General features: G+C 59.5%; 20 protein-coding genes, 2 tRNA genes and 1 pseudogene. 15 read left to right on the top strand and 8 right to left on the bottom strand.

Features of this window, described 5'->3' with window-relative positions:
* Positions 1 to 10: 10 nt before the first annotated feature.
* Together AC559A_RS03630 and AC559A_RS03625 are read right to left on the bottom strand one after the other, a co-directional pair.
* Positions 11 to 445, bottom strand: a complete 435-nt coding sequence (locus AC559A_RS03630; RefSeq protein WP_498816293.1) for a HEPN domain-containing protein — start codon at positions 443 to 445, stop codon at positions 11 to 13.
* A complete protein-coding gene (locus AC559A_RS03625) occupies positions 432 to 758 on the bottom strand; it encodes a nucleotidyltransferase domain-containing protein (RefSeq protein ID WP_498816291.1) in 327 nt (108 codons plus the stop codon). The genes AC559A_RS03630 and AC559A_RS03625 overlap by 14 nt, the downstream gene beginning before the upstream one ends.
* Before the next feature lie 151 nt (positions 759 to 909).
* On the opposite strand from AC559A_RS03625, the gene AC559A_RS03620 reads away from it, so the two are divergent.
* Both AC559A_RS03620 and AC559A_RS03615 read left to right on the top strand, forming a co-directional pair.
* On the top strand, positions 910 to 3,501 hold the full coding sequence (locus AC559A_RS03620) for a PEP/pyruvate-binding domain-containing protein (protein WP_498816290.1): 2,592 nt from the start codon (positions 910 to 912) through the stop codon (positions 3,499 to 3,501).
* A pseudogene (locus AC559A_RS03615) lies at positions 3,474 to 3,860 on the top strand (protein-tyrosine phosphatase family protein); the annotation flags it as partial. The gene AC559A_RS03620 and the pseudogene AC559A_RS03615, both read left to right, overlap by 28 nt.
* A 993-nt stretch (positions 3,861 to 4,853) precedes the next feature.
* Here the strand turns inward: AC559A_RS03615 and mtgA are convergent.
* The gene (gene mtgA, locus AC559A_RS03610; protein ID WP_498816289.1) at positions 4,854 to 5,789 is read right to left on the bottom strand and encodes a monofunctional biosynthetic peptidoglycan transglycosylase; all 936 of its coding nucleotides are present in this window, start codon (positions 5,787 to 5,789) and stop codon (positions 4,854 to 4,856) included.
* Between the two features lie 242 nt (positions 5,790 to 6,031).
* On the opposite strand from mtgA, the gene rdgC reads away from it, so the two are divergent.
* Entirely contained in the window at positions 6,032 to 7,153 is a 1,122-nt protein-coding gene (gene rdgC, locus AC559A_RS03605) for a recombination-associated protein RdgC (protein ID WP_498816287.1), read from the top strand.
* Between the two features lie 142 nt (positions 7,154 to 7,295).
* Here the strand turns inward: rdgC and AC559A_RS03600 are convergent.
* The 4 genes from AC559A_RS03600 to AC559A_RS03585 all read right to left on the bottom strand — a co-directional run bounded on the left by AC559A_RS03600 (position 7,296) and on the right by AC559A_RS03585 (position 9,645).
* Positions 7,296 to 7,371, bottom strand: a tRNA-Thr gene (locus AC559A_RS03600).
* Positions 7,372 to 7,494: 123 nt separating this feature from the next.
* Entirely contained in the window at positions 7,495 to 7,953 is a 459-nt protein-coding gene (locus tag AC559A_RS03595) for a hypothetical protein (protein ID WP_498816286.1), read from the bottom strand.
* Positions 7,954 to 8,032: 79 nt separating this feature from the next.
* Positions 8,033 to 8,905, bottom strand: coding sequence for a menaquinone biosynthesis protein (locus tag AC559A_RS03590; RefSeq protein ID WP_498816285.1), 873 nt, complete (start codon positions 8,903 to 8,905; stop codon positions 8,033 to 8,035).
* A gap of 68 nt (positions 8,906 to 8,973) precedes the next feature.
* On the bottom strand, positions 8,974 to 9,645 hold the full coding sequence (locus AC559A_RS03585) for an adenylate kinase (RefSeq protein ID WP_028572441.1): 672 nt from the start codon (positions 9,643 to 9,645) through the stop codon (positions 8,974 to 8,976).
* 188 nt (positions 9,646 to 9,833) lie between these two features.
* Here AC559A_RS03585 and AC559A_RS03580 point away from each other — a divergent pair, with 188 nt between their 5' ends.
* From AC559A_RS03580 to AC559A_RS03560, 5 genes are all read left to right on the top strand, one after another.
* On the top strand, positions 9,834 to 12,773 hold the full coding sequence (locus AC559A_RS03580) for an insulinase family protein (protein ID WP_498816284.1): 2,940 nt from the start codon (positions 9,834 to 9,836) through the stop codon (positions 12,771 to 12,773).
* Positions 12,774 to 12,944: 171 nt separating this feature from the next.
* Positions 12,945 to 13,340, top strand: coding sequence for a cytochrome c3 family protein (locus AC559A_RS03575; RefSeq protein WP_498816282.1), 396 nt, complete (start codon positions 12,945 to 12,947; stop codon positions 13,338 to 13,340).
* 136 nt (positions 13,341 to 13,476) lie between these two features.
* On the top strand, positions 13,477 to 15,201 hold the full coding sequence (locus AC559A_RS03570; RefSeq protein ID WP_498816281.1) for a hypothetical protein: 1,725 nt from the start codon (positions 13,477 to 13,479) through the stop codon (positions 15,199 to 15,201).
* Between the two features lie 116 nt (positions 15,202 to 15,317).
* Positions 15,318 to 15,512, top strand: a complete 195-nt coding sequence (locus tag AC559A_RS03565; protein WP_498816279.1) for a hypothetical protein — start codon at positions 15,318 to 15,320, stop codon at positions 15,510 to 15,512.
* Between the two features lie 19 nt (positions 15,513 to 15,531).
* Complete coding sequence (locus tag AC559A_RS03560) at positions 15,532 to 16,281, top strand: ubiquinone/menaquinone biosynthesis methyltransferase (protein WP_498816278.1); 750 nt, start codon at positions 15,532 to 15,534, stop codon at positions 16,279 to 16,281.
* On the opposite strand, the gene AC559A_RS03555 is transcribed toward AC559A_RS03560, so the two are convergent.
* Entirely contained in the window at positions 16,278 to 16,469 is a 192-nt protein-coding gene (locus AC559A_RS03555; protein ID WP_498816276.1) for a DUF2065 domain-containing protein, read from the bottom strand. The genes AC559A_RS03560 and AC559A_RS03555 overlap by 4 nt on opposite strands.
* A gap of 101 nt (positions 16,470 to 16,570) precedes the next feature.
* Between AC559A_RS03555 and mqnB the strand changes: the two genes are divergently transcribed.
* The 7 genes from mqnB to lon all read left to right on the top strand — a co-directional run bounded on the left by mqnB (position 16,571) and on the right by lon (position 24,785).
* Positions 16,571 to 17,365 carry a futalosine hydrolase gene (mqnB, locus tag AC559A_RS03550; RefSeq protein ID WP_035261708.1) on the top strand — a complete coding sequence of 265 codons (795 nt, stop codon included), beginning with the start codon at positions 16,571 to 16,573 and terminating at the stop codon, positions 17,363 to 17,365.
* Positions 17,353 to 18,177: a 1,4-dihydroxy-6-naphtoate synthase gene (locus AC559A_RS03545; RefSeq protein ID WP_498816274.1), complete on the top strand. Its 825-nt coding sequence runs from the start codon at positions 17,353 to 17,355 to the stop codon at positions 18,175 to 18,177. Before mqnB ends, AC559A_RS03545 begins: the two co-directional genes overlap by 13 nt.
* Positions 18,178 to 18,573: 396 nt before the next feature.
* Positions 18,574 to 18,657: transfer RNA gene (locus AC559A_RS03540), tRNA-Leu, on the top strand.
* Between the two features lie 226 nt (positions 18,658 to 18,883).
* The gene (gene tig / locus AC559A_RS03535) at positions 18,884 to 20,230 is read left to right on the top strand and encodes a trigger factor (RefSeq protein ID WP_498816272.1); all 1,347 of its coding nucleotides are present in this window, start codon (positions 18,884 to 18,886) and stop codon (positions 20,228 to 20,230) included.
* 205 nt (positions 20,231 to 20,435) lie between these two features.
* Complete coding sequence (gene clpP, locus AC559A_RS03530; RefSeq protein WP_028572449.1) at positions 20,436 to 21,032, top strand: ATP-dependent Clp endopeptidase proteolytic subunit ClpP; 597 nt, start codon at positions 20,436 to 20,438, stop codon at positions 21,030 to 21,032.
* Between the two features lie 8 nt (positions 21,033 to 21,040).
* Positions 21,041 to 22,288 (top strand): ATP-dependent Clp protease ATP-binding subunit ClpX, encoded by a 1,248-nt coding sequence (gene clpX / locus AC559A_RS03525; RefSeq protein WP_028572450.1) that lies wholly within the window; start codon positions 21,041 to 21,043, stop codon positions 22,286 to 22,288.
* 34 nt (positions 22,289 to 22,322) lie between these two features.
* Positions 22,323 to 24,785, top strand: coding sequence for an endopeptidase La (lon, locus tag AC559A_RS03520; RefSeq protein ID WP_498816270.1), 2,463 nt, complete (start codon positions 22,323 to 22,325; stop codon positions 24,783 to 24,785).
* Positions 24,786 to 24,845: the final 60 nt, after the last annotated feature.

Here is a 24,845-nt window from a genome sequence, read left to right as displayed (position 1 = left end):
AATGCGGTTGCTAGGGTGCGTAATCGCTTTCCCGCACTGGCAAGCCCTTATCGCTCAGTATCCGAGCAATGTGTTGCCTAACCTTTTTTGCGAGGGCAATCGCGAAGAGGGCTTCTGATTTGCTGACCTCGTCGTCCAGGCCAGGATATCGTGTCGTAACGGCAAACGGGGTCAACGCATCCGCATCCTGCAACGTTTGGAAGATGTCGTCGCCGCAGAGACGAATCAATTTCCTTATGTTGTGGGTGTATGGAAAGTCGATGTCGCTGAAGACCAAAAAAGCCTTGATGTACTTTTCAGCGCACTGTTGCGCGTGATAGGCTATGAGACGGTACGGACACCCACTGGCAAGCCGCAGGGCGTGTTCGGCCAATCGAAGGTCTTCCTCGGCAAAGTGCATCCACTTGCGAGCCTTTTCAGCCAACATATTTTCAGACTCGTTCATAAATGACCCTGCCATGGCCCCCGGCATGTCGGGCTATGGTGCCTGGAATGCGTTTTTCAATCTCGTACTCATCAGGAGTGAGAATCATCACATCCACGGCATGTTGCACATCGTCAAGCGCCCTGTTCATCTCGACCATCATTTGCCTTCTTTTGCCGCGAAGATCCGTGATGACCAGCAGATCGACGTCGCTCTTCTCATCCGCGGCCCCAGCGGCCTGGGATCCGAACAGTATGATTTTCGACAACTGGAAGCGAGAACTCAGCTTGTCCCGGATATGGAGTAGTTCTTGCTCGGTCACGGTGGTCGCCATGTGATGCCCTTGCCTGATTGGTTGATCATTTTTATGGCAATTTCATTCATTATCGAAGTAGAGTCAATCCTTTCGCTGCAACGCTCCAGCGCGGAAACGATACCCCTCTCAATGCATTTCTGCCAGCACCCAACAAAATCAAGGAACCACCATGGCTCTTGCATCCATCAAGCGCTGGGCTGAACGGGTCTTTACCCCGGATGAGGCGGTGCGCCGCCAATTCAGCCTGTTTCGCGAGTTGCTGCATGAAGACAAGCTCTGCCTGAAAGCCATTGCCCGCCTGGAAGAAATCGGCCGGGAACCGATTTTGGTCGACTGGTCACGGGTGGAACTGCTGACGCGTCACCTTCTGGACGATATGGACCGACTGGCGGACCGACTCCAGGGCATGGCCCCGGACGGCTACCCGGGCCTTGCCCCGGCTTGCGGGCGCATCCGCGAGGAGATTGAAATCCTGCTTGGCCGGGAAGACTGGCGAACGGAAGGGCCGTACGTGCTGCATCTCGAAAAAGGCCCCGCCACGGAGGGCGACCACGAAGTCATGGGCGGCAAGGCCCGTGGGCTGGCCCGGATCATCGCCCAAACTGAAATTCCGGTGCCCCCGGCCCTGGTGGTTACCACCAACGCCTACCAGCGCTTTCTGGAGTCCAACGGGCTACGAGAGATGATTCGCAAGAAGCTCCTGACCCTGGACTTTCGCCGACCCGAACGCCTGGAGCGGATCGCGGCCCGGATCCGGGAAGTTATCCTCCAGGGCGACGTTCCCGAGGACATGACAGAGGAGATCGAAACGGCCCTGGACCGGCTCAGCGCCCAGGCCAAAGCCCTGTCCGGAAGCACCGGCAAGACGCCGGTGGAACTGCTACTCGCCGTACGTAGCAGCGCCTTGGCCGAGGACGGCGACGCCTCTTTCGCCGGGCAGTACGCCACGCGACTCAACGTCTCCCGCCGGGATTTCTGGTCCGCCTACAAGGACGTCCTTGCCGGGAAGTTCACTTCCAAGGCCCTGACCTACCGCCTGCACTACGGACTGAGCGACGCCCAGACGGCCATGGCCGCGCTGGTTCTGCCGATGGTCGAGGCCAAAGCCAGCGGCGTGGTCTACAGCCGCGACCCGCTGGACCTGTGCAAGGGCGCCTGTCTGGTGATCTCCGCCGTGGCCGGGGCGGGAAGCAGATTGGTGGACGGCAGCGCGGTTCCGGACACCTTTCTGGTCTCCCGCCAGGATCCGGCCCGTTTTCTGGCCAAGCAGGCCGCTCCGGAACAGGACGACCGCCCCCTGCCCACCTTGCGACGCGACGAACTCTGCCTGGACGACGCCTCCGCCACGACCCTGGCCCGGTGGGGCTTGGAACTGGAGCAGGTCTTCGGTTGTCCCCAGGACATCGAATGGGCCCAGGATCACTCCGGCAACCTGATGATCCTTCAATCCCGCCCGATCCACGTCACAGCCACGGGGGAAGACAACGACAGCGCTCCGTCGGGAGTCATGGACGAGGCGGACCGCGCCACCCCCCAGCCCTCGGACCACGTGGCCTCGATCCTGGACCTGGGCACTCCGGCCAGCACCGGGGTCGCTTCGGGCCGGATACACCGCATCACTTCGGAAGCGGACCTGGACGCCGTGCCCCAGGGGGCCGTGGTCCTTGCTCCGGGCATTCCGCCCTCCCTGGTCCAAATCGTCCACAAGGCGGCCGGCGTGATCGCCGAGCAGGGCGGCAAAGCCAGCCATTTCGCCTCCGTGGCCCGGGAGTTCGGCCTGCCGGTGATCGTCGGTATCGGCAGCGGGGCCGCGATCCTGGAACAGGACCGCCTGGTGACCATGGACGCCCACCGCGGCGTGGTCTACGACGGCGAAGTCCGGGAGCTGCTTCAATGGCAACAAAAGCAGCGGGCCAAGCCGCCCACACCCTTCCAGCGACGGATGGCCCCGCTGCTCAAGCTGATCGCGTCCCTGAATCTGACCGATCCGGAGGCCGATACCTTCACCCCGGAGCACTGCCGCAGCGTGCACGACGTGGTCCGGTTCGTTCATGAGCACGGCACCCGGGAAATGTTCTCCCTGATGGACGTCAAGGGCCGGGGCATGCGCCGAGCTAAGCCGCTGGAAAGCGAGATTCCCATCGTGATGCACGTCCTGGACCTGGGCGACGGGCTTCACGCCGGGGCCGAGAACGAGCGCGCCCTGACCCTGGAGCACGTCCATAGCGGGCCGATGCTGGCCGTGTGGGCCGGACTGACGGACAAAGACGTGGCCTGGTCCGAAGGGCTACTGCATCTGGACTGGGAACGCTTCGATCAGGTCAGCGGCGGCATCTTCAGCCTCAAGTCCTCCCTTTTAAGCAGCTATGCCCTGCTGGCCCGCCACTACGCCCACCTGCTACTGCGCTTCGGCTACCATTTCGCCGTGCTGGACTGCCTGGCCGGAGAACGGGCCGAGGAAAACTACATCCAGTTCCGGTTCAAGGGCGGAGGCGGAGCCGACGATAAAAAAGCCTGGCGCCTGGAGATGATCCGGGCCGTGCTCCGGGCCTTTGACTTCCAGGTCCGAATCCGGGAAGACCTCCTGGAAGCCAAATGCACCCGCCAGGACCAGCGCCGCACCGAGCTGCGGCTGAACATCCTGGGGTACCTCCTGGGACGCACCCCTCTGCTGGACATGGCCCTGGAAAGCCGCGAACATGCGCTACGCTTGGCTGAGGAGATGCGGACCAAATGGAGCCGGCCCGAGGAGCGATCATGAGCGAGACAGGAGCATACCCCCTCTACTGGGTCACCCCGAACCTAGCCACCGGACCGGCTCCCATGTCCTACGACCACCTGGACCATCTCCGGGCCGAAGGCGTGGATGCTATTCTGAATCTGTGCGCCGAATACTGCGACCTGCACGACATCGAATTCAAGCAGGGCTTCGAGGTCCACTATCTGCCCATCGAGGACGAGGAAGCACCCCAACTCCAGGCATTGGAAGAAGCCCTGGCCTGGCTGGACGAGGCCATCTACCTGGGCAAGAAGGTCTACGTCCATTGCCGCCACGGCATTGGGCGGACCGGAACCGTCATCTCGGCCTACCTCCTGCGGCGAGGCCTGGGCAGCAAGCTGGTCAAGCAGAAGATCAAAAAGCTGCGCTCCCAGCCGGCCAATTTCGATCAATGGTGGCTGGTGCGCAAAATCGGCAAGAAGGAAGGCCGACTGACCATACGGGAACCCTCTCTGGAATGGAAGTCCCTGGTGGACCTGAGCCCGTTCTTCGCGGACCATGAAGCCCTGCTTTTCGAGATCGACAATCGCCTGCGGGAGCAGGGCGTCGACGCCCTCTGCGGGGCCGACCATGCCGTGTGCTGTTCACGCTGCGACGTGGAGGTATCCCTGGTCGAAGCGGCCCATCTGACGCACCATTTGAACCGGAAAATGCATAGCGCCCAACGGTTGGAGGTCATCAAGCAGTGCGGAGAGATTTCCAGGGCCTGTCGCGCCCTTCGCAAGCGCTCCAGAGAGCAAGGCGAGATCGACACACGGCTCAGCGCTCCGCAAGGTCACATCTGTCCGCTGTCCAGAGACGAACGCTGCCTGATTTTTTCCTCTCGCCCGCTGTCTTGCCGGTTTTCCGACCTGCCGGAAACCTCCTCCGAAATCGCGTTCATCAAGCACTGCCAAGACCGTACCGAGGAATTGTCCCAGGGGCTGTTCCTGGCCCTGGCCGGAAAATTTCCCCACCGCAAACACCTCTCCTTTCCTCTGATCGACGTGGTTTCCGGGAGGTTCATCCAGTCTTTTTTTCATCTGTTGTCCGGCCAGAACGCAGTGCCTGATGCCGGAACGAGCCAGACTGGAAGGATTGAACAGCCTCTTCCAGGCAGCACGCTCACGAGCCAGGGGGAATAGAATTAGGCGACGTTCATTTCCCTGATCTACCTGATCTACCTGATCTACCTGATCAGAGCACCCACCAAGGAGCTACTCGGCCCACAGCAATTCCACGTCCAACGTCCAAGAACCCGGAATTGCTGGAGTAAGCAGAAAATCTGTATCAATCCAGCTCTAGATTTACAGAGCGCACAGTTTTCAGCCATCATGACATCCCTTCCTCAACGTTCAGAGATGCTTCAGGTAGGACGCACCGAGATTGTTCATCTGCCTCTCAATTTGCCGAGTTCTTTGCTGCATGTACCCGGAAGGGGCAACGATGCTGAACCTTTTTGGATTGGGCAACACGGCGGCCATGAGCGCAGCCTCTCTCCTGGTCAGCTGAGAAGGCTCCTTACCGAGGAATATCACTGCCGCTGATTGCACCCCATAGACGCCGTCCCCAAACTCCGCGATGTTGAGATATATTTCCAGAATCCGTCTCTTGGACCAGAGCATCTCCATCAATAACGCAAACCAAGCTTCAAAACCTTTGCGCACAAAACTTTGGCCTTCCCACAGAAAAAGATTCTTGGCTGCCTGCTGTGTTATAGTGCTGGCTCCACGAATTCGCCCTTTGGTTCGCCTTTCTTCCAGAGCGTCACTAATGGATTGAAAATCAAACCCTCTGTGGTGTGGAAACTTCTGGTCCTCAGACGCAACCACGGCAAGGCCCATGTGCGGCGATATGAACTCCCAGTCTACCCATTGGTAATGGATTCGTGCAGACTTTTCCTGCTGAAACAAGCCGTCCAATTGTCTTTTGACCATGAACGCACTGGTTGGGGGAGGAACAAAGCGAAGAATTCCTATCAGGAAAACTGAAACGATCACCAAGGTAAAAACCGTAAACGCAACCATTCGTACGATAAATTTAGCGAGAATTAGCCGCCTCTTCGCTTTTGAGCTTGTTTTTCTTGATTTATTTCTTTTAAACATTTTCAAAACTTGATTATTTGTCGATTGCTGCAGCTCACCGAATCGCCAGCCAACCCGTGAACGTCTTCCGGAGCCAGGGATTATCAAAACCAGGACGTGCCAGGCAGGACGAGCCGCATGGCGTTCCTTGACCTTCAGCCAGCCGTCTTCTAGGGAAAGCTCGCTTGTTACCACCCTGATGCGCATGTCGTTTCCGTGAAACCATAACGTTGAAAAACTCCCAATTGCTGCGTCGCGGCAAAAAGTTCAAACTCTCACGTATCAATAAATACGCTTCGACCTTGATTCGATTGCCAGGATGGCAAATTGATAATGTGGCGAAGCCACAGCCCGTAGGGGCCGGACACAGGACGTGTCCGAATAGCTTTTTCTTGAACGGACTGCCGACAAAGGACGTTTTCAACACTCAGATAAAGGAGAAATATTTCATGGGATTTTTCAGTTCCTCTTCGCAAATATCGCGTTTTGCCCTGCCTAGCCTGGATGTCGCTGACTTCAAGGAAAGGCTGACCGCCTTCGCTTTCCAGGATATCGAGAAATCAGCCGAAGAACTTTCCGTCGGCTGGACCTCCATCGATGACATGGACGATACGACGTTCGCCCTGACCCCGATTCAGAAGGGGGTGCTGTACACCTGGGCCTTGCGCATCGATACGCGCAAAGTCAAGCCCGCTGTGTTGAGCCGTCTGGCCAAGAAACGCATCACGGAAGAAGCCGACCGGGAGGGCAAGGCCGTGCCCAAGGACCGGCGTCAGGAGATCAAGGAACAGACCAAGCTGCACCTGCTGATGAAGACCCAGCCCGAGGCCCGGACCATCGACGTGCTCTACGCTCCGCAGGAAGAGGTGGTCTATTTCTTCTCCAACAACAAGTTCGCGGTGGAAACCTTCACCGAGCTTTTCGAGCAAACCTTCGGAGTGGAACTGGAACGCCTGACTCCAGCCTGGCTGGCCAGACGCCTGGCGGGTCAAAAACGGGCCGAAGAGGTGTTCGAGGCTGGCATCGACGCCTATGACGCCCCTTTGCCGACCACAGTCCCCTCGTTGTTCCTGGCCCACTTGTTGCGCACAGCCGTGGATGGCGGGTCCATCAACGGGGTGCACCTGGAGTCCGGCGGGAAAGTGGCTTTGGAAAAGCTCGTCGGCGACGGTCTGGAAAAATGCACGGTCTCCGGCTGGCAGGGCGAACCCATGGATGAACTGCTCATCGCCATGGCCGACGCCAAGCGCATCTCAGCGGCCAACCTGACCCTGAACGACGAAAACACCCAGGAATCCTGGTCGGCCAGCGTGAGCGCAAACTTCGAGATGAACGTCAAAACGCCCAAGGTCGATGTTCAGGACAAGGAAGACCTGGACGGAGTATTTCTGGAAAAATTCTTCCTGGTCGAACGGTTCTTTCAGATGTGGGACGACCTGTACAAGGAGTTTCTCGCTGCCTGGACCCCGGCCCTGGAAAGAGAGATCGCTGCATGGGCAAATCGATTAGCGCCGGGCAAGCAGGATGAAGGTAAGGAAGTAGGAGCAACTCCGGACACCCGTGCAGTATAGGGCACAGCGTCGGCCATCGTCGGAAAGCCGAGTACGCCGGAGGTGAAGTGGACCCCATTCTTTGGACAGGAGTTGGACAAAATACTTCCAGCATTAAAAAAGGGTTTGCGATTTTCATCGCAAACCCTTGATTTTTTTTTCCTGGAGCCGACGAGGAGATTTGAACTCCTGGCCTGCTGATTACGAATCAGCTGCTCTACCAACTGAGCTACGTCGGCGTTGGTGGTGGTGTATTCAAAAAGCCAGCAAGTCGCGACTGTGGATATGCTCCTTGCCGGTTTTTTTCGTCTCTTCCCGGAAGCGGTCCGGCGATCATCGGGGTGGCCGGACCGAGGCGGGGATTACAGTTCTTCTTGAAGATCCTCAAGCATTTTCTGGATCTCTTGCAGCTTGGACTGCTGAGCCTGCGTTTCCACCTGGGTGCTCAGGTAGTTGATCTTATTCGCGGACTCGGTGAGCATGCTGGAGAGAACCACACGCTTGGCTTCCTTGGGCAGGTCCTTCAGGCTCTCAACCAGGGCTTCCATTTCGCCTTCCAAGTCGGCCATCTGGCCCTGAACCGCGACCAACTCTTGCTTCACGCCTTGAACTTCATCCAGCTTTTCGGTCACGCCGGTGATGCTCTGCTGCTGGGAGAAATAGAGAATGACCATCAGGACGACGGCCAACAGGGCGACGAACAGGGCGGCCTTGCCCAGATCACTGCCGGTTTTCATTTCGAAAGCTTCTTCGTCGATAGGTTTGTAACCAGCCTTGGGGGCTTCGGCTGTTGAAGCGGCTTGATGTTCCGCGGCACTCATTGAGATCCTCCTTATTCCATTGTTGATGAGACGGGGTCCGTAACCGTTTTGCGCTCAGTACTCAAAGATTGGTCGTTTATCAAGCAGCCAGGGCGAAATCACTCTTGTTCGGGCGGCTCCAGGTCAATCCGGGGACCGCGGGAATCATGCCCAGGCGGCGAACGAAATCGCCGAACAACACCAGTCCGGCCTGCTCTTTCGGGCCGAACGTATAGCGAATGCACTGCCAATATTCCTGTAAATCCTTCACGGTCAGCCAGTCCGGCCGTTCCAGCCGGGCGGCCAGCGGAAAAGGGTCAGCCCGAAATTCCCGAGACGCCGCGTAGAGCGCCTCGGCGGCGCACGTTAAAAGATGTTCGACACTGGGTGACAGATTGCGCCGAACCATCCAGACTCCGAAAACAAAGGGGAGGTTCGTGAACGCTCGCCACGCCTGACCGAGGTCGATCAAATGCCATCCTCGCGGCGGATCGCAATGCAGCCGCAAGGCGAAGTCTCCTATTTCCAGAAACGGCATACCATTGTCCAGCTCTTGACCGGGGTGCCGCTCGACCCATTCCGGCTCCGGCCATTGCCAGTGAAACCGCCATAAAACCCGCAGCAACGCCGTGGAACTTGCCGATGCGGAGGAAAGCCCCACCCGGAGCCCGGATGCCAAACGTTTCGGCATTTCCGAAACCGGAAACGGGCAGGCCAGCAGGACGCTGCGGACCGGCCCGTCGGAACTGATACTCAAGTCGGGCAGCAAGGTGTATCTGTCCGCCCGGGACAAGTATTCAAAAGAGGAAGAGGGCGCGACGTCAAGTCTTGCTTCAGCCAGGGCCTTGTTCAGGTCCGCGGGATGTCCGGCCACGATCCGGGTCAGGGCCTGTGTTTCGGGATCCAGGCGCTGCTGAAGCCCGTGAAACAGGGGCCAGACGTTCAGGTAGTCGATCCGTCCGATGCGGAGCATGGCCTTCTTCCTCTCGCCGTCGGCCCCGCCCCGCAGCGGGCGAAGGCCGAGGCCGACGGGAGATCGGGCTAGGGCAGTTGGGACAGCAGGGTGTCCTTGATGGAGTCGATGCTGCCTTCGCCGTTGAGTTCAATGTAGTTGGTCTGCCCCTTGGCGGCCAAATCCTTGTAGAAATACGCCGCGGCCAGGGTGCCGGTGGTGGTGTCGTAGTAGATGTCGTGCCGTTTGTTGATGGCGCCTTCATCCTGGTCGTCGGCCCGGGCCTTCAGGTCGCCGCCGCAGACGCGACACTTGTCGCCGTCGGGCTTGATGGCGTCGATGAAGATGTTGTTGGGGTGGTTGGGATCGTTGGCGCAGAGGCGACGCCCCATGATCCGATTCTTGGCCGTTTCGCGGGGAAGCAGTATCTCCACGACGTAGTCCAGCTTCATGCCGGCCTGCTGCAGGGCTTCCCAAAGCTTCTGGGCCTGGACCATGTTCCGGGGAAAGCCGTCCAGCAACCAGCCGTCTTTGCCCTGGGTCTTCAGGGTCTCCAGGACCATGGGAATGGTCACGTCGTCCGGGACCAGGTCGCCGCGGTCGATAAATTCCTTGGCCTTCTTGCCCAGGTCCGTGCCCTTTCCGATGTGCTCCCGGAAAATGCCGCCGGATTCGATGTGCGCCAGACTGTACTTCGATTTGATCAGGGACCCCTGGGTGCCCTTTCCACTGCCGTTGGGACCAAACATCAAAATATTCACGCCACAATCCTCCTTGTGATAAAAGTTACAAGGCGATACCTTGACCTCCGTCAGCTGTCAATGTCAATGAACCGGGTCGCCAAACTTACCCCATTGATTGATTTTTCTTTTTCGCGATTACGAATCCATCTTGCGGACATGCTTCTCGTCCGTCGCCAATCCATACCGTTCCAGGGAGAATACCAACCATGCCCCACGATTTCACGTTGCTCAAGGAAACCTTCATCACCGAACTTCAGTCCCGGGCCTTTCTGTATCGCCACGACCGAACCGGGGCCAGACTGTTGTCCCTGGTCAATAACGACGAGAACAAGGTTTTCGGGATCAGTTTTCGGACCCCGCCGGCCGACTCCACCGGGGTGGCGCATATCCTGGAGCATTCCGTGTTGTGCGGGTCGCGCAAATACCCCGTGAAGGAGCCGTTCGTCGAGCTGCTCAAAGGCTCGCTGCAAACTTTTTTGAACGCCTTCACCTATCCGGACAAAACCTGTTATCCCGTTGCCAGCCAGAACAGCAAGGATTTTTACAACCTGATCGACGTCTATCTGGACGCGGTCTTTCATCCCCGTCTGACCCCGGAGGTCTTCGGCCAGGAGGGCTGGCATTACGAAGTGGACGCGGACGGAGCCTTGTCCATCCAGGGCGTGGTCTATAATGAAATGAAGGGCGCCTACGCCTCCCCCGACGGCCTGCTGTCAGAATACTCCCAGCAATCACTTTTTCCGGACACCACCTACGGACTGGATTCCGGAGGCAACCCGGAACGCATCCCGGAGTTGACCTTCGAGCAATTTCTCGACTTCCATCGGCGCTACTATCATCCTTCCAACGCGTTCATTTATTTTTCCGGGGACGACGACCCGGATCGTCGATTGACCCTGATCAGCGAAGCCTTGCGCGAGTTCGACCGCCTGGAGGTGAATTCCCACGTTCAGCGCCAAGCTCCATTTACCGCGCCGACCCGTCAAACCCGTGGATATCCGGTCAGCGCCGGGGAAAAGAGCGACGGTCAGGCCATGCTCACCCTGAACTGGGTGGTGGGAGACGCCCTGGACGTGCGCGACGCCTTGGCCTGGCAGATTCTGGAATTCCTGCTGGTGGAGATGCCCTCCTCGCCCTTGCGCAAGGCATTGATCGACTCCGGCCTGGGCGATGATCTGGCCGGGGTCGGTCTGGAGGCGGAGCTGCGCCAGCTTTATTTTTCCACGGGTCTGCGAGGGATGCGGGTGGAGGACGCCGACCGGGTGGAGAGCCTGATCCGGGAGACACTGGCAGAGCTGGTTCGCGACGGCGTCCCCGCGGATCTGATCGAGGCGGCCCTGAACAGCGTGGAGTTCCGGTTGCGCGAGCGCAACAGCGGACGCTTTCCACGTGGCTTGGCGGTCATGCTTCAGTCCTTGATCCTCTGGCTGCACGACGCCGACCCCCTGGAAGGGCTGGCCTTTGAAGCGGATCTGAAGCGGCTGAAGGAGGATCTCCTGTCCGGGAAACGCATCTTCGAGACCATGATCCAGGACCGACTGCTGGACAATCCGCACCATGGCATCGTGCTCCTGACGCCGGACCCCGCACTGGGCGAAAGAATGCGCCGGGACGAGGAAGCGCGGCTGGCCGAGGCCCGGGCCTGCCTGGACGCGGCGGGTTTGGAGGCTGTTCGGCGACAAACGGAAAAGCTCAAAGCCTGGCAGGAAACTCCGGATTCGCCGAGGAGTTTGGCGACCATTCCGGGGCTGACCCGGGCCGATCTGGACCACTCCGGCAAGCACATTCCGCGGGCCGACCTGGACTGGGACGGCTGCCGCGTCCTGTTTCACGACCAGTTCACCACCCGCATCGTCCACCTGGAACTGGGGCTGGATCTGCGTCGTTTGTCCCCGGAAGACCTGCCCCACGCCGCCCTGCTGGGCAAGGTTCTGGTGGAGATCGGCACGGAAAAGGAAGATTACGCCGCCCTGGCCACCCGGATCAGTCGCAAAACCGGCGGGATCTGGCCGGAGTTGTTCACCTCGTCGAAACGCGCCGCGGATGACGATGATCCCGCGGCGTGGCTTTTCCTGCGAGGCAAGGCCATGGACCACGGGGTGGATGAGCTGCTGGCCATTTTCACCGATATGCTGCTGGCGCCGGCCCTGGATGACCGTCGCCGCTTCACCCAGCTCATCCTGGAAGAAAAGGCCGGATTTGAGAGAATGCTCATCCCTCGCGGCCATACCCTGGTCAACACCCGACTGCGGGCCGGTTTTTCCCTCGCGGACCAGGCCGGGGAGCAGATGAACGGCATTTCCTATCTCTTCTTTCTTCGGAAGTTGATCCAGGAAGTCGAAACCGACTGGGAACGGGTCCAAGACCGGTTGCGATCCGTTTTGGGTCGCCTGTTGGACAGGACCTCGATGGTGGTCAACGTGACCACGGAACAGGAGCTTTTCACCGCCATGGAGCCGAAGCTCAAGGGCTTTTTGGACGGTCTACCAAGCCGCGCAACCGTCGAATCACTCAATTCCGCCTGGAAGCTTCTGCCGGCTGAGAAAGGCGAGGCCCTGACCATCCCCGCGCCGGTGAACTACGTGGGCAAGGGAGCACGGGCTCCCAAGGATCTGCCTTGTTCCCTGGGCGCGCTGATGGTGGTGACCCGGTACCTGCGTACAGCGTGGCTCTGGGACCGGATTCGGGTCAAAGGCGGGGCTTACGGCGCGTTTTGCATTTTCGACGCCTTGAGTCGCGGGCTGACCATGGTTTCCTATCGGGACCCAAATATCGTCAAAACCTTGGAGGCCTTCGACACAACGGCCGGCTATCTGCGCACGAATCCCATCGGCGAGGACGAGTTGAACAAGGCCGTGGTCGGGGCCATCGGCGATCTGGACGCTCACCTGCTGCCGGACGCCAAAGGCCATGTCTCTCTGCGCCGCTTTCTGACCAACCAGGACGACGCGTTCCGCCAACGGGTCCGCGAGGAAATCCTGGCTTGCTCCGCGGCGGATTTTCGGGCCGTGGCCGACGTCCTGGACGCCTTCGGCGAACAGGGCCGGGTGGTGGTCATGGGCGGGGAGACGGCCCTCAACGAGGCGGCCGCCTCGCAAACAGGCCGCGACCTGCTCCAGGATTTGCGTACGACCAGTGTCCTCTGATTACGGCATGAGTGGTTCAGCAAGAATGAAGACGTGTTCGATGATTACCCGAGAGACGAGGCACGATCATGCGCCGCCGGTTTTCCACCTTGACTTCATCCGGAGTCCTGCCATAATGCTTTCAGGCAAGTTCTTTTTTACACAATCCCACGAAAAAGGAGGTGAATCACGATGAAAAAGTCTATCATTTCGATTTTGGCCGCGGTTGCTCTGGTGTTCGCATTTGTTCTGCCGAACCTGAACGCCGCCGACGTACCTGGCGACGACTACATGATCCCCAAGCCTGGCGGAGATTATGAGCCGAAGCAGCAATCCATTCCTTTCTCGCACTCCGTGCACGGGGACATTGATTGCTACGACTGTCACCACACCGGAGACGTCAATGAAGGCTGTATGGACGCCGGCTGTCACGACCTGTTCTTCCCGGAGACCCCCGAAGAGCGCAGGGACATCGCCTACTTCGAGAAGGCCTATCACGATCAGTGCATCACTTGTCACCGCGACCTGCGTCAGCAGGAACTGCCCACCGGTCCAGTGGCCTGCACCGGTTGTCACCCCAGGGACTAATCGTTTTCCCTGACGGCTTCCGCAATTCAGGAGGGGCCGCGGTCAGCCGCGGTCCCTCTTGTTTTTTGCGGTGGTCATGGTTTATGCAGACGCTGTCCAAGACGCAACGACCGTCACTTTTGCCAAGGAAGGGACCATGCCCAGTGCCGCCAAAGACGAAATCATCGACCTGACCGACATCGTTGAAGAGGGTCACCCCGAAACGCCGAACCTCAAGACCGCCAAGCCTTCCGCCGCGACGGACGAAACCCTGGACGATCTGGATCTGGAAAGGGAAATCGACCAGATTTTCGCGGACCTTGGCCCCCCCGAGAAGGATGGTCAGGGTGGCGCGTCAGGCAAGAAAGGCGAACCGGACTCGGATACGCTGGACCTGGACGACCTGTTCGAGGACAAGGGCGACCAAGCCCCGGAGGCTTCGGACCAGACTGACGGCATGTCCGCTGGTGAAGATTCGGCCCTGGATTTCGGGGAGGATTTCGAAAAATTATTCGATGAGGACGCCCAACCGAAACAAAAGAATGAACGGGATTCAGACGCGTCCACCGAGGCTGCGCCGCAATCGACGGATGAACCGGACTGGTTGGCGGAACTGGACGGTCTGGGTCTGGACGAGGCCAAGCCCGAAACGGCGAGTGCCCCGACGGCCACTTCAGCTGATGTCTCGCCGGATCCCTCGGATGCCGCGACCGCTGACTCCGAAATGAAGCCTGATACAGACCTTCAGGACGTGCCGGAAACAGATCCGGAGTCAGGCTCGGAACCGGAAACCGCCCTGGAAACGGACCTGGGCACGACCGATGAGGTCCTTGAAGACGTTGCCTCCATTACCGAGAAAACCGCAAACGAGGACCCCGCCTTGGACGAGGCCTCCACGCCCAAGGCAGCCTTGCCTGAATCCGTTTTACAGCGTCTGCAAGAATTTGAAGATCGTTTGGCCGCTTTGGAAAATCGGGAGTCGCCCCAAGTCGACGTCCCTGAACCTGATCTGGACGGCCTGCTGGTCCAAATGGACCAGCGAATAGACGAACGTGTCGGGTCGCGGGTGGACTCCGTGCAACGGACGGTGGACGGCATGGCGGAACAAACGGAGACCGCCGTCGCCAAGCTCGTCGACGCCGAACTGGCCAAACTTTCCGAGTCCATGTCCGCTGAGGTCGAGCAGCGACTGAAAGAACGCCTTGAAGAGAGCTTTGCGGAGCACTTGGAAAAACGGCTGGAAGAATACAAGGCGTCCATCCAGGAGGACATCGCACAAAAGCTTGCTTCCTCATTGGATGAACTGAAACAAGACGACGGCGATCAACCGGAAGACCCGCGAATAGCCGAACTCGCCGCGGGCCAGGATGCGCTCAGGGAACGGATTGAGGAATTGGCCCAGAGTCAGGTCGCTGCCTCCGCCCCGGAGGAAAATCCGGACGAATCACTTGCTTCCACGCTTCAAGAGCGGGAAGACCATCTCGAAGCGCGCCTTTTGGAGACGATCCGTCAAGAAATGGGGAGCATGCGCGAGGACTGGGACGGGCAGAAGAACGCCCTGGCCAAGGACCTGGAAAACTCCTTGAACTACTGGGCCAAACTCCAAGACAAGTTCAAGGCGTTACAGGGTGAATGGCAAGCCCTGCGTCAGGAACAGGAATCGCCCCGGACCGGCGAGCAGGAAGCGGACGTCGCCGCTTTCCCGGATGGATGGCGGGATGAACTGACCGCGTTGCTGGACGAGCGTTTGGGATCCTTGCGGACGGAGCTGCGAAGAGAACTGACGGACGAGATGGACAAGGCCGTCCCGCTGGCCGCCGCGCGGATCATCCGTGAAGAAATCCAGGCCATGAGCCGGGAAGAGGAAGAGGCCGAACAATAGTTAAAATACGGGAGGGCCATCCGGTTTTTCCGTTTTTAACCCGCCCGGTCATTGATCATGGTGGTCAAGGCCATTTCCCCAGGGCGGGTTTTTTCTTTGCCGTGGAGGTCGCGAGGATGGATCAGACGCAAAAGCAGGCCCTGCAGGTGACCAAGGAAATCGTGGTCAAGTTCATCGAAACGAATCGGATTTCTCCGAACACCTTTCCGGAACTGTTCGGGGACATTTACCGCTCCGTTCTCAGCACTATTCGCAACGAGGCCGGGACCGGTACGCCGGAAGGCGACGACGACCCGGAGGCGGCAACGTGACGTCCATGGCGGCACCGGCATGAACCCGGACCACAAGGATCATGGACGCCGCGTCGTCGGCCTGTTCGGACGCATCGCGCCTTGGTACGATTTTCTGAATCACTTCCTGAGCCTGGGGTGCGACGTCGTCTGGCGCAAACGTCTCAGACGCTGCGTCCGGGTTCACCGGACCAACCGGGTCCTGGATTTGGCCGCCGGCACCCTGGACGTATCCCGGGAAATCGTCCGCCATATGCCGGACGTGGACGTCGTGGCCATGGATTTCTCCGAGCCCATGCTGCGTCGCGGACAGCGCAAGATTCGCGGTAAGGGACAAGAAGGAGGCATCCCTTCACGCCCACGCATCCAGCCGGTGGTGGCGGATGGACGGGCTCTGCCCGCCCGGGACGAATGCGTGGACTGCGTGACCATCGCCTTCGGAATCCGCAACATTCGCCCCAGGGAAGCGGCGTATCGGGAAGTGCTCCGAGTGCTCACGCCGGGAGGGCGATTCTGTATTCTGGAGTTCGGGGCAGGCCGTCAAAAAATCCTTCGCGGATTCTACAACCTTTACCTGCACCGCGTCCTGCCCCTGATCGGACGGATATTCTCCGGTGACCCCCAGGCCTACCGCTACCTCGCCGAATCGATCCAGGAATTTCCGGACGCCGGGACGTTGTGCGGGGAACTGCTTCAGGCAGGGTTTGCCCGAGCCTACTCCGTGCCCATGACCTTCGGGATCGTACAGCTGCACATCGCCGAGAAAGCCGGGACGGAGCGTGAAGTCTAAAAAAACTTTCGGGCCAGGGCCAAAAAAAACAAACCGGCGATAATCGCCGCCAAGCCCATTTTGCGCAGCGTGGACGGCGGTCGTTCGGAGAGAAACCGCAAATACTCGGGCATCTTTTCGGACCACAGAAAATAGGGGATGCCTTCCATGATCAAGGCCAGGCCGAGAGCCGCCAACAACAGTTGCATGTCAAACGTCATCAGCGGCTGATATCGCTTCCCCAGGGACTTTGTCCAGAACGGCATGAGCCCCCCATTTCCCGCAACGGGACATCAACAGGTCGCCCTGCATGCAATCCCCGTCATTCGCCACCAAACGCATCCTGATCGTGGCCACGGCCACGGTCATGGAGATGCGGGCCGCTTTTCCGGGTCTTTCCCGACACGTGCCGGTGGAGCATGCGTGGAGCCGGCTGGGCGTTTCCAAAGGGGGACTTCAGGGACGGCCCTGCGGTGAACTGATCCTGCTGGTTACCGGGGTTGGACCGGTGAACGCCGGAATCTCCCTGGGGCGTCTGCTGGGCAGCCTGTCGACCGGTTCATCGGGAAACGCATCTGAACCCGTTGGCGTGCTGAACCTGGGCGTGGCCGGGGCCTTTTCCCTGGAACGGCTGCCTCTGGGAACGACCGTGGTGACGACAAAGGAAATCTGGCCGGAGTACGGCCTGTTGACCGCTTCCGAGCTTGACCCCAGGGGCATCGGATTGGCCCAGGGCAAAGCCGACGGCGAGCCGGTCTGGGATCGACTGCGACTCACGCCGGAAAGCTGTGCCCGACAAATGGGACTGGATATTTCCGGCCTGACCAAAGCGGTCGGCCTGACGGTGGCCGGAGTGTCCGGCACGCCGGAGCGGGCCGAGGCCCTGCGGACCCGATACGCCTGCGACATCGAAACCATGGAAGGGTTCGCCCTGGCCTGGACCTGTTCTCTCATCCGGGTGCCCTTCGTGCAGGTGCGAACCATCTCCAACCTGGTGGGTTCCAGGGATGCCGCGCACTGGGACCTGAACGGCGCCAAGCAACGCTTGGCCCTGGTTGCATCTGCACTGCTCGGCGATATTGAGGGAACTCCATGTCCGAACTGATCAGGCCGCCCTTGCCCCTGACCGTGGCCGTTTCTCCGTGTCCCAACGACACGTTCATCTTCGGCGCTTGGGTGCTCGGCCAATGCGCCCCCTTGCCGGACCGAACCGCGTCCTTCATCTGGGAGGACGTGCAGGTGCTCAACGAGGCCGCTGTTCGAAGAGAATACGACGTGATCAAGGTTTCCGCTGCCCAGGCCTTGGAACTGCTGGACGATTACGTCCTGCTCCCGGCGGGAGGAGCGTTCAGCAAGGTGCATGGACCGAAGCTGGTGACCTCCCCCCCCACCTCATCCTCATCTCCTTCAGGCGCTCCGCGGACCATCGCCGTGCCGGGGCTGGGAACCACGGCCGCGGCTCTGTTGCGCCGAGCCTGGACCGAACCGGCAGAGTTGATTCCGGTGCGCTATGACCGAATCGTGGACATGGTGCTGCGCGGCGAGGTGGATGCCGGGCTTTTGATCCATGAAAGCGCCCTGCTGCTGGACAGGTACGGGCTGTCTTGCATCTTGGATCTCGGCCGCTGGTGGGACGAACGAACGAACGGCCTGCCCCTGCCCCTGGGGTGCATCCTTGGACGGCGGACTCTGGGCATTGAGACGTTGGAGCGGATCACTGGGCGGATTCAGGCCAGCCTGAGCCATGCGTCCCACGCCCCGGACTCCATCTGGCCCCTGGTCCGTGCCCTGGCTCAGGAAATGGACGACGAAGTGCTCCGGACCCATATCCGAACGTATGTCAATCATTACAGCCGGGATATGGACGAGGAAGGCACGCGCGCCTTGGAATACCTGAATGGGATGATCCATGCATAAACGTGGACGTTATCAGTCCGTTGAAAAACTCCCAATTGCTGCGTCGCTGCAAAAAGTTCAAACTCTCACGTATGAATAAATACGCTTCGACCTTGAACTTTTTTTGCTCCTTGCACTTGGGGTTTTTGAACGGACTGCCGGATAAGGACTTTTTCAACACTCAGTTATCGAAATCGAATCGAAATCGGAATTGATGTCCAAACAAGCCTGTTGTCAGGCCTTGTGACGAGTTTACTTCTAGCCGATTTTGATCACGATTTCGATACCGATCCGAATAGCGCATGAGAATCGAGAACGAATTCGCCCTGGTCGCCGCGTACCGCGCTGTTGACACGTCGTCCTCCTCCTGACTACTTTCCCCCCGGAAACAGCTCTTTCTCTTTATTTCCACGATACGCGAGGGTGGCGGAACTGGTAGACGCACCAGACTTAGGATCTGGCGGCTTGTCCGTGGGGGTTCGAGTCCCCCCTCTCGCACCACTTCAACCGGCCGTGTCGCGCCGCGCAATGCGGCCCCGGCTCGGCGGCCTTCTCATTCATTGCGGTTTTTTAATAAAAACGATATACTTTTCCACTTTTTACCTTGAGAGAATTCCGTGCGGCGGCCTTTCCGCCACGAGCGGACCTCTCTCGCGATTGCGCCGCTTCGGCCAGGTCGAGCGGCCTCGCCTTTTTTCGTCAATAACTCCAAGGAGGAATCGTTCATATGCAGCATGAAGTGCTCGAGCCGACACCGGTCAAACGCACCGTGAAAATCGTCACCCCGCCGGAAGAGGTCAATTCGGCCTTGGCCGTGGCCATTGCCCTGTATCGCAAGGACGCCGTGATCAAGGGCTTCCGCAAGGGCAAGGTGCCCTCGTCCGTCATTGAGGGCATGTTCAAAAAGAAGATCTACGAAGAGGCCACCAACGACCTGATCAACTGCCACATCAACGAGGTGATCAACGAGATGCAGGTCAAGCCGCTCTCGAGAATCGACGTGGATGCCGGCGAATTGGTCAGGGACCAGCCCTTTGAATACACCATCAGTTTTGAAGTGGCCCCGGAGTTTGAACTGCCGTCCTACGAAGGCGTCGCCGTGGAAGAGGAAAAAGCCCAGGCCAGCGAGCACGACACGCAATTGGTCGTGGACCGGATTCGGCGGAACATGGCGGAAATCGTCCCCCTGGAAGAGGATCGTCCCGCTCAGGACGGAGACGTGGTGGTCGTGGATTTTTACGCATCCCTGGACGGCAGAACCCTCGACGACTTCAAGGCCGAGAATTTTCAACTGGAGTTGGGTCAGGGACAGGCGCTGCCGGAGTTCGAAGCCCTGATCCAGGGCATCCGTCCCGGCCAAGGCACGGAATCGGATATCTCCTTTCCGGAGGACTTCCTCAACGACGCGCTGGCCGGAAAAACCGTGACCATGAACGTGAAACTCCAGGAGATCAAACAGAAGAAGCTCCCGGAAGTGGACGCGGAACTGGCCAAGAAAGCCGGCAATTTCGATTCCGTGGAGCAGCTGCGTGAGGCCATCGAGAAATCGTACGTCGAATCTCGAAAACGCGTGAACAAAGCCGCCGCGCAAAAGAAGATCCTGGACGACCTGACCTCGCAGGTGGATTTTGCCTTGCCCGAGTCCATGGTTACCGAGCACATCGATCGAATGGTCGAAGAAATGCAGCATCGTCTGGAACGGATGGGCAAGCGCATCGAGGCCCTGGGCAAGCCCATGGAGGAAATCCGGGAACAGTTCCGGTCCAAAGCGGAAGATCTCGTCAAATCCCAGCTGTTTCTTTTGGCCGTGGCCACCAAGGAGAACCTGCGCGTTTCGCCCATGGAAATCGATGCCTTCTTCCGAGACATGGCCCAGCAGACCGGGCAGGACGCTCAGGGATTGAAGCATTTTCACGAGCAGAACAACCTGATGCCGGCCGTCAGCGACCGCATCCTGGCGGACAAGGCCATCGAATTGATCTACTCCAAGGCCCGGATCACGGAGGTCGAACCCCAACGGCCCGAGGAATCCGACTCTGAAAACGCCGAATCCCAAACCGAAGCAATGTCGTGACCCCTTGCGCCATGCCGCGAGGAACGTCGGCAAGCCCGCTCCCCCCGAAACATTCCGGGGCGGCGGGCTTGCCTTTGTCGTTTTGATTGCTACCTACAGAATCGCGTAAGAACGACCGCGTCCCACCTCTTCACGGGTCCGCGACCTCTCGCCGGCCGCGGGCTTCGCTGTCGGCCACTCAACTCCAGGAGGAAACATCATGCCCATGGGCGTGCCCATCGTCATAGAAACCACGGGGCGGACGGAACGGGCCTACGACCTGTATTCGCGTCTGCTCAAGGACAGGATTTTGATCCTGGGAACGGCCATTGACGATTACGTCGCCAACTTGGTTTGTTCCCAGCTTCTTTTTCTGGAATCCGAGAACCCGGAAAAAGAAATCAACATGTACATCAATTCCCCCGGGGGCTCCGTCACCGCCGGTTTGGCCATCTACGACACCATGCAGTACATATCCTCCCCGGTGGCCACGCTTTGCCTCGGACAGGCCGCCAGCATGGGTGCGTTGCTGCTCACCGCCGGAGCCAAGGGAATGCGCTACGCCCTGCCTAACAGCCGAATCCTGATCCACCAACCCATGGGCGGTTTCCAGGGCCAGGCCACGGACATCGACATTCAGGCCAGGGAAATCATCCGCCTGAAGGAAAAACTCAGCGAAATCCTGGCCTCGCACACCGGCGCGGACCTGGCAAAGGTCCGCCACGATACGGAGCGGGACTATTTCATGAGTGCGCAGGAAGCAGTGGACTACGGGCTGATCGACAAGATTCTCTCCTCCAGATCGCAACTGAAGTCATCGTAGAGGTTTGTATGGCCAAAAAGAAATCCAATCAGCCGCATTTGGGATGCTCGTTTTGCGGTAAGAGTCAGGACCAGGTTCGTCGGCTGATCGCCGGACCGGACGTGTACATCTGCGACGAATGCGTCATCCTGTGCGAGGAAATCATCAACCAGGACGACATGGAAACGGAGCTGCAGGACGGACGACTGCTGACTCCGGAGGAACTGCACAGGAAGCTGGACGAATTCGTAATCGGACAGCAGCAGGCCAAGAAAATCCTCTCCGTGGCCGTGCACAATCACTATAAGCGGGTCTTCTACGCCCCGCAGATGACCGACGGCGTAGAGTTGGACAAAAGCAACATCCTGTTGATGGGCCCCACGGGCTCAGGCAAGACCTTGCTGGCCAAAACCCTGGCTCGGATCTTGAAAGTTCCCTTTGCCATCGCCGACGCCACCACCCTGACCGAAGCCGGATACGTGGGCGAGGACGTGGAAAACATTCTGGTGCAGCTGCTCCAGAACGCGGACTTCGACATCGAAACGGCCTCCAAGGGGATCATCTACATCGACGAGATCGACAAGGTCTCCCGCCGCTCCGACAGTCCCTCCATCACCCGGGACGTCTCCGGCGAAGGTGTCCAGCAGGCCCTGCTGAAGATCATCGAGGGCACGGAGGCCAACATCCCCCCAAAGGGCGGACGCAAGCATCCTCAGCAGGAATACATCCGGATGAACACCTCCAACATCCTGTTCATCGTTGGCGGGGCGTTCATCGGTCTGGAACGGATCATTCAGCAACGCACCCAATCCAAGTGCATGGGCTTCGGGGCCGCCCTGACGTCGCCCAATAACGAGGATGCCTGCTCCTTCCTGGACCAAGTCCAGCCCATGGATCTGATCAAGTTCGGCTTCATCCCCGAACTGGTGGGACGGCTGCCCATTCTTGCCTCGCTCAAGGACCTGACGGAGGACGACCTGGTCCGCATCCTGACCGAGCCGAAAAACGCCCTGATCAAGCAATACCAAAAATTGTTCGAGATGGAGAACGTCCGCTTGCGCTTTACCCAGGACTCCCTGCGGGGCATCGCCCGCCAGGCCATTGAGCGCAAGACCGGGGCCCGAGGGCTGCGCAACGTGCTGGAGACCATCATGCTGAACATCTCCTACCGGCTGCCGTCGCTGACCGGCGTCAAGGAGTGCGTGGTCAACCAGTCCGTGGTGGAGAACGAATCCGAACCGCTGTTGATTTACGAGCAGGAAGTCAAGACCGCCTGAGCGCAAGGCCGCGTGCCTTTGCAAAGGATAGCCCATGCCGGAGAAGAAAGAGAAAAAAAACCAGATCGGCGTCGCGCCGGAAATCCATCTGCCGTTGATGACCTTGCGGGAAGTGGTCATGTTCCCGCGGGCCATCATGCCGTTGTTCGTCGGACGTGAGACGTCCATTCGGGCCATTGAGCGCGCACTGAACAAGTTCGACAAGCAGATCTACCTGGTCACCCAAAAACATCCCGAGGCCGAGGACCCGTCCCCCGACGACCTGTACGACCTGGGCACGGTCAGCCGGATTCTGCAGTTGCTCCGGCTTCCGGACGGGACCATCAAGGTGCTGTTCGAGGGACTTTACCGAGCCACGTGGTCCAAGGAGTACGGCATCCAGGAGATTGAGCCCGGATACCCCATGGTCCTGGCCCACGGAATGGTCGGCGAGGACGCGGCCACACCGGAGGCCCTGGCCTTGATCCGAGCGGTCCAGGACTCCCTCCAGGACTACGCCAAGATCAATAAGAAGCTGGCTCCGGAAACCATGGCCGCCATCAACTCCCTGAACACTCCGGGGCGACTGGCGGACAGCCTGATGCCGCACTTGAAAGTTCCCTTCGCGGACAAACAGGCGGCCCTGGAACAGCCTAATCCCCAGGTTCGCCTGGAAAAGGCCTACGAGTTGCTGCTCAAGGACATTGAGCTGACGTCCCTGGAAAAAAAGGTCAAAAGCCGAGTCAAGCAGCAGATGGAGCGCAACCACCGGGATTTCTACCTCAACGAGCAGATCAAGGCCATCCAGAAGGAAATGGGCCGGGGCGAGGAGGAGGCCGGCCAGGAACTCGAAGAATTGGCCAAACAACTTGAAGCCCTGGATCTGCCCAACGAGGCTCGGGAAAAATGCGCCAAGGAAATCAAGAAACTACGGCAGATGTCGCCGCAGTCAGCGGAATTCACCGTGGTCCGCAACTACGTGGATTGGATACTGAACCTGCCTTGGAACGCCATCCAACCCACCTCCCTGGACCTCAAGGCCGCCCAGACCATCCTGGACGAGGACCATTTCGCCCTGGACAAGCCCAAGGAGCGGATTCTGGAATACCTGGCCGTGCAGACCCTGGTGGAGAAGATCAAGGGCCCGATCCTCTGCCTGGTCGGGCCTCCCGGCGTGGGCAAGACCTCTTTGGCCAAATCCGTGGCCCGGGCCATGGGTCGGGAGTTCGTGCGCATCTCCTTGGGCGGTGTCCGGGACGAGGCCGAGATTCGCGGCCACCGGCGGACCTACATCGGAGCCCTGCCGGGCAAGATCATCCAGTCCCTGCGGCGGGTGAAATTCAATAACCCGGTGTTCTGCCTGGACGAAGTGGACAAGATGAGCACGGATTTCCGAGGCGATCCGTCCGCCGCGCTTCTGGAAGTGTTGGACCCGGAACAGAACGACGCCTTCAGCGATCACTATCTGGATCTGGATTACGACCTGTCCAAGATCTTCTTCATCACCACGGCCAACACCCTGCACTCCATTCCCGGCCCCTTGCGGGACCGCATGGAGATCATTCGACTGCCCGGCTACCTGGAAGTGGAAAAGACACGCATCGCCAAGGACTTTTTAACGCCCCGCCTGCTGACCAAGCACGGCCTGACCGCTTCGGACATGACCTTTTCCGAGGGCGCGGTTCTGGAGATCATCCGCCGCTACACCCGAGAGGCCGGAGTGCGCAACCTGGAGCGGGAAATGGCCTCCATCTGTCGCAAGGTGGCCCGCAAGGTGGTGGAGGAAGGACGGGCCGACAAGCCCGTGGCCGTGAGCAAGACCATGGTCGCCACGTACCTGGGCGTGGCGAAGTTTCGCTACGGCGAGCGGGAGGAGCGGTCCCAGCCCGGTGTGGCCACGGGACTGGCCTGGACCGAAATGGGAGGTGAACTGCTTCTGGTGGAGGTCTCCCTGATGCCGGGCACCGGCAAGGTGGAGATCACCGGCAAGCTGGGCGACGTGATGCAGGAGTCGGCCCGGGCCGCCTGGAGCTATGTCCGCTCCCGCTCGGACCTGTTCGGACTGCGCCCGGACTTTTACAAGGAAATCGACATCCACATCCACGTTCCGGAAGGCGCCACGCCCAAGGACGGCCCCTCCGCCGGAATCACCCTGGCCACCAGCGTGATCTCGGCCCTGCTCAACCTGCCGGTGCGCAACGACCTGGCCATGACCGGGGAAATCACCCTGCGCGGCCGCGTACTGCCCATCGGCGGAGTCCGGGAAAAACTTCTGGCCGCGCACCGCGGGTTGATCGCCAAGGTGATCATCCCGGCGGACAACGCCAAGGATCTCAAAGAAGTCCCGGCAAACATCCTCAAGGACCTGGAAATCATCACCGTGGAACACATGGACGAAGTCCTCTGCCACGCCCTGACCGTGGGCGTGCGCGAAGACATTTTCTGCGTCTCCCCCACGGACATTCTGCCCCTGTCCCGCCGACTGCTCAAAGAGGAACATCAGCCCAGGACGCAGTAAACGAGGCAAGCGATACCCGCCACAGGAACAACAAAGAAGCGGCAAAGCTGATCAAAAAAG

It is taken from the genome of Desulfonatronum zhilinae (genome assembly GCF_900182865.1).
GTDB classification, from domain to species: Bacteria; Desulfobacterota; Desulfovibrionia; order Desulfovibrionales; family Desulfonatronaceae; genus Desulfonatronum; species Desulfonatronum lacustre.
This window is presented reverse-complemented; position numbering and strand designations above follow the sequence as displayed.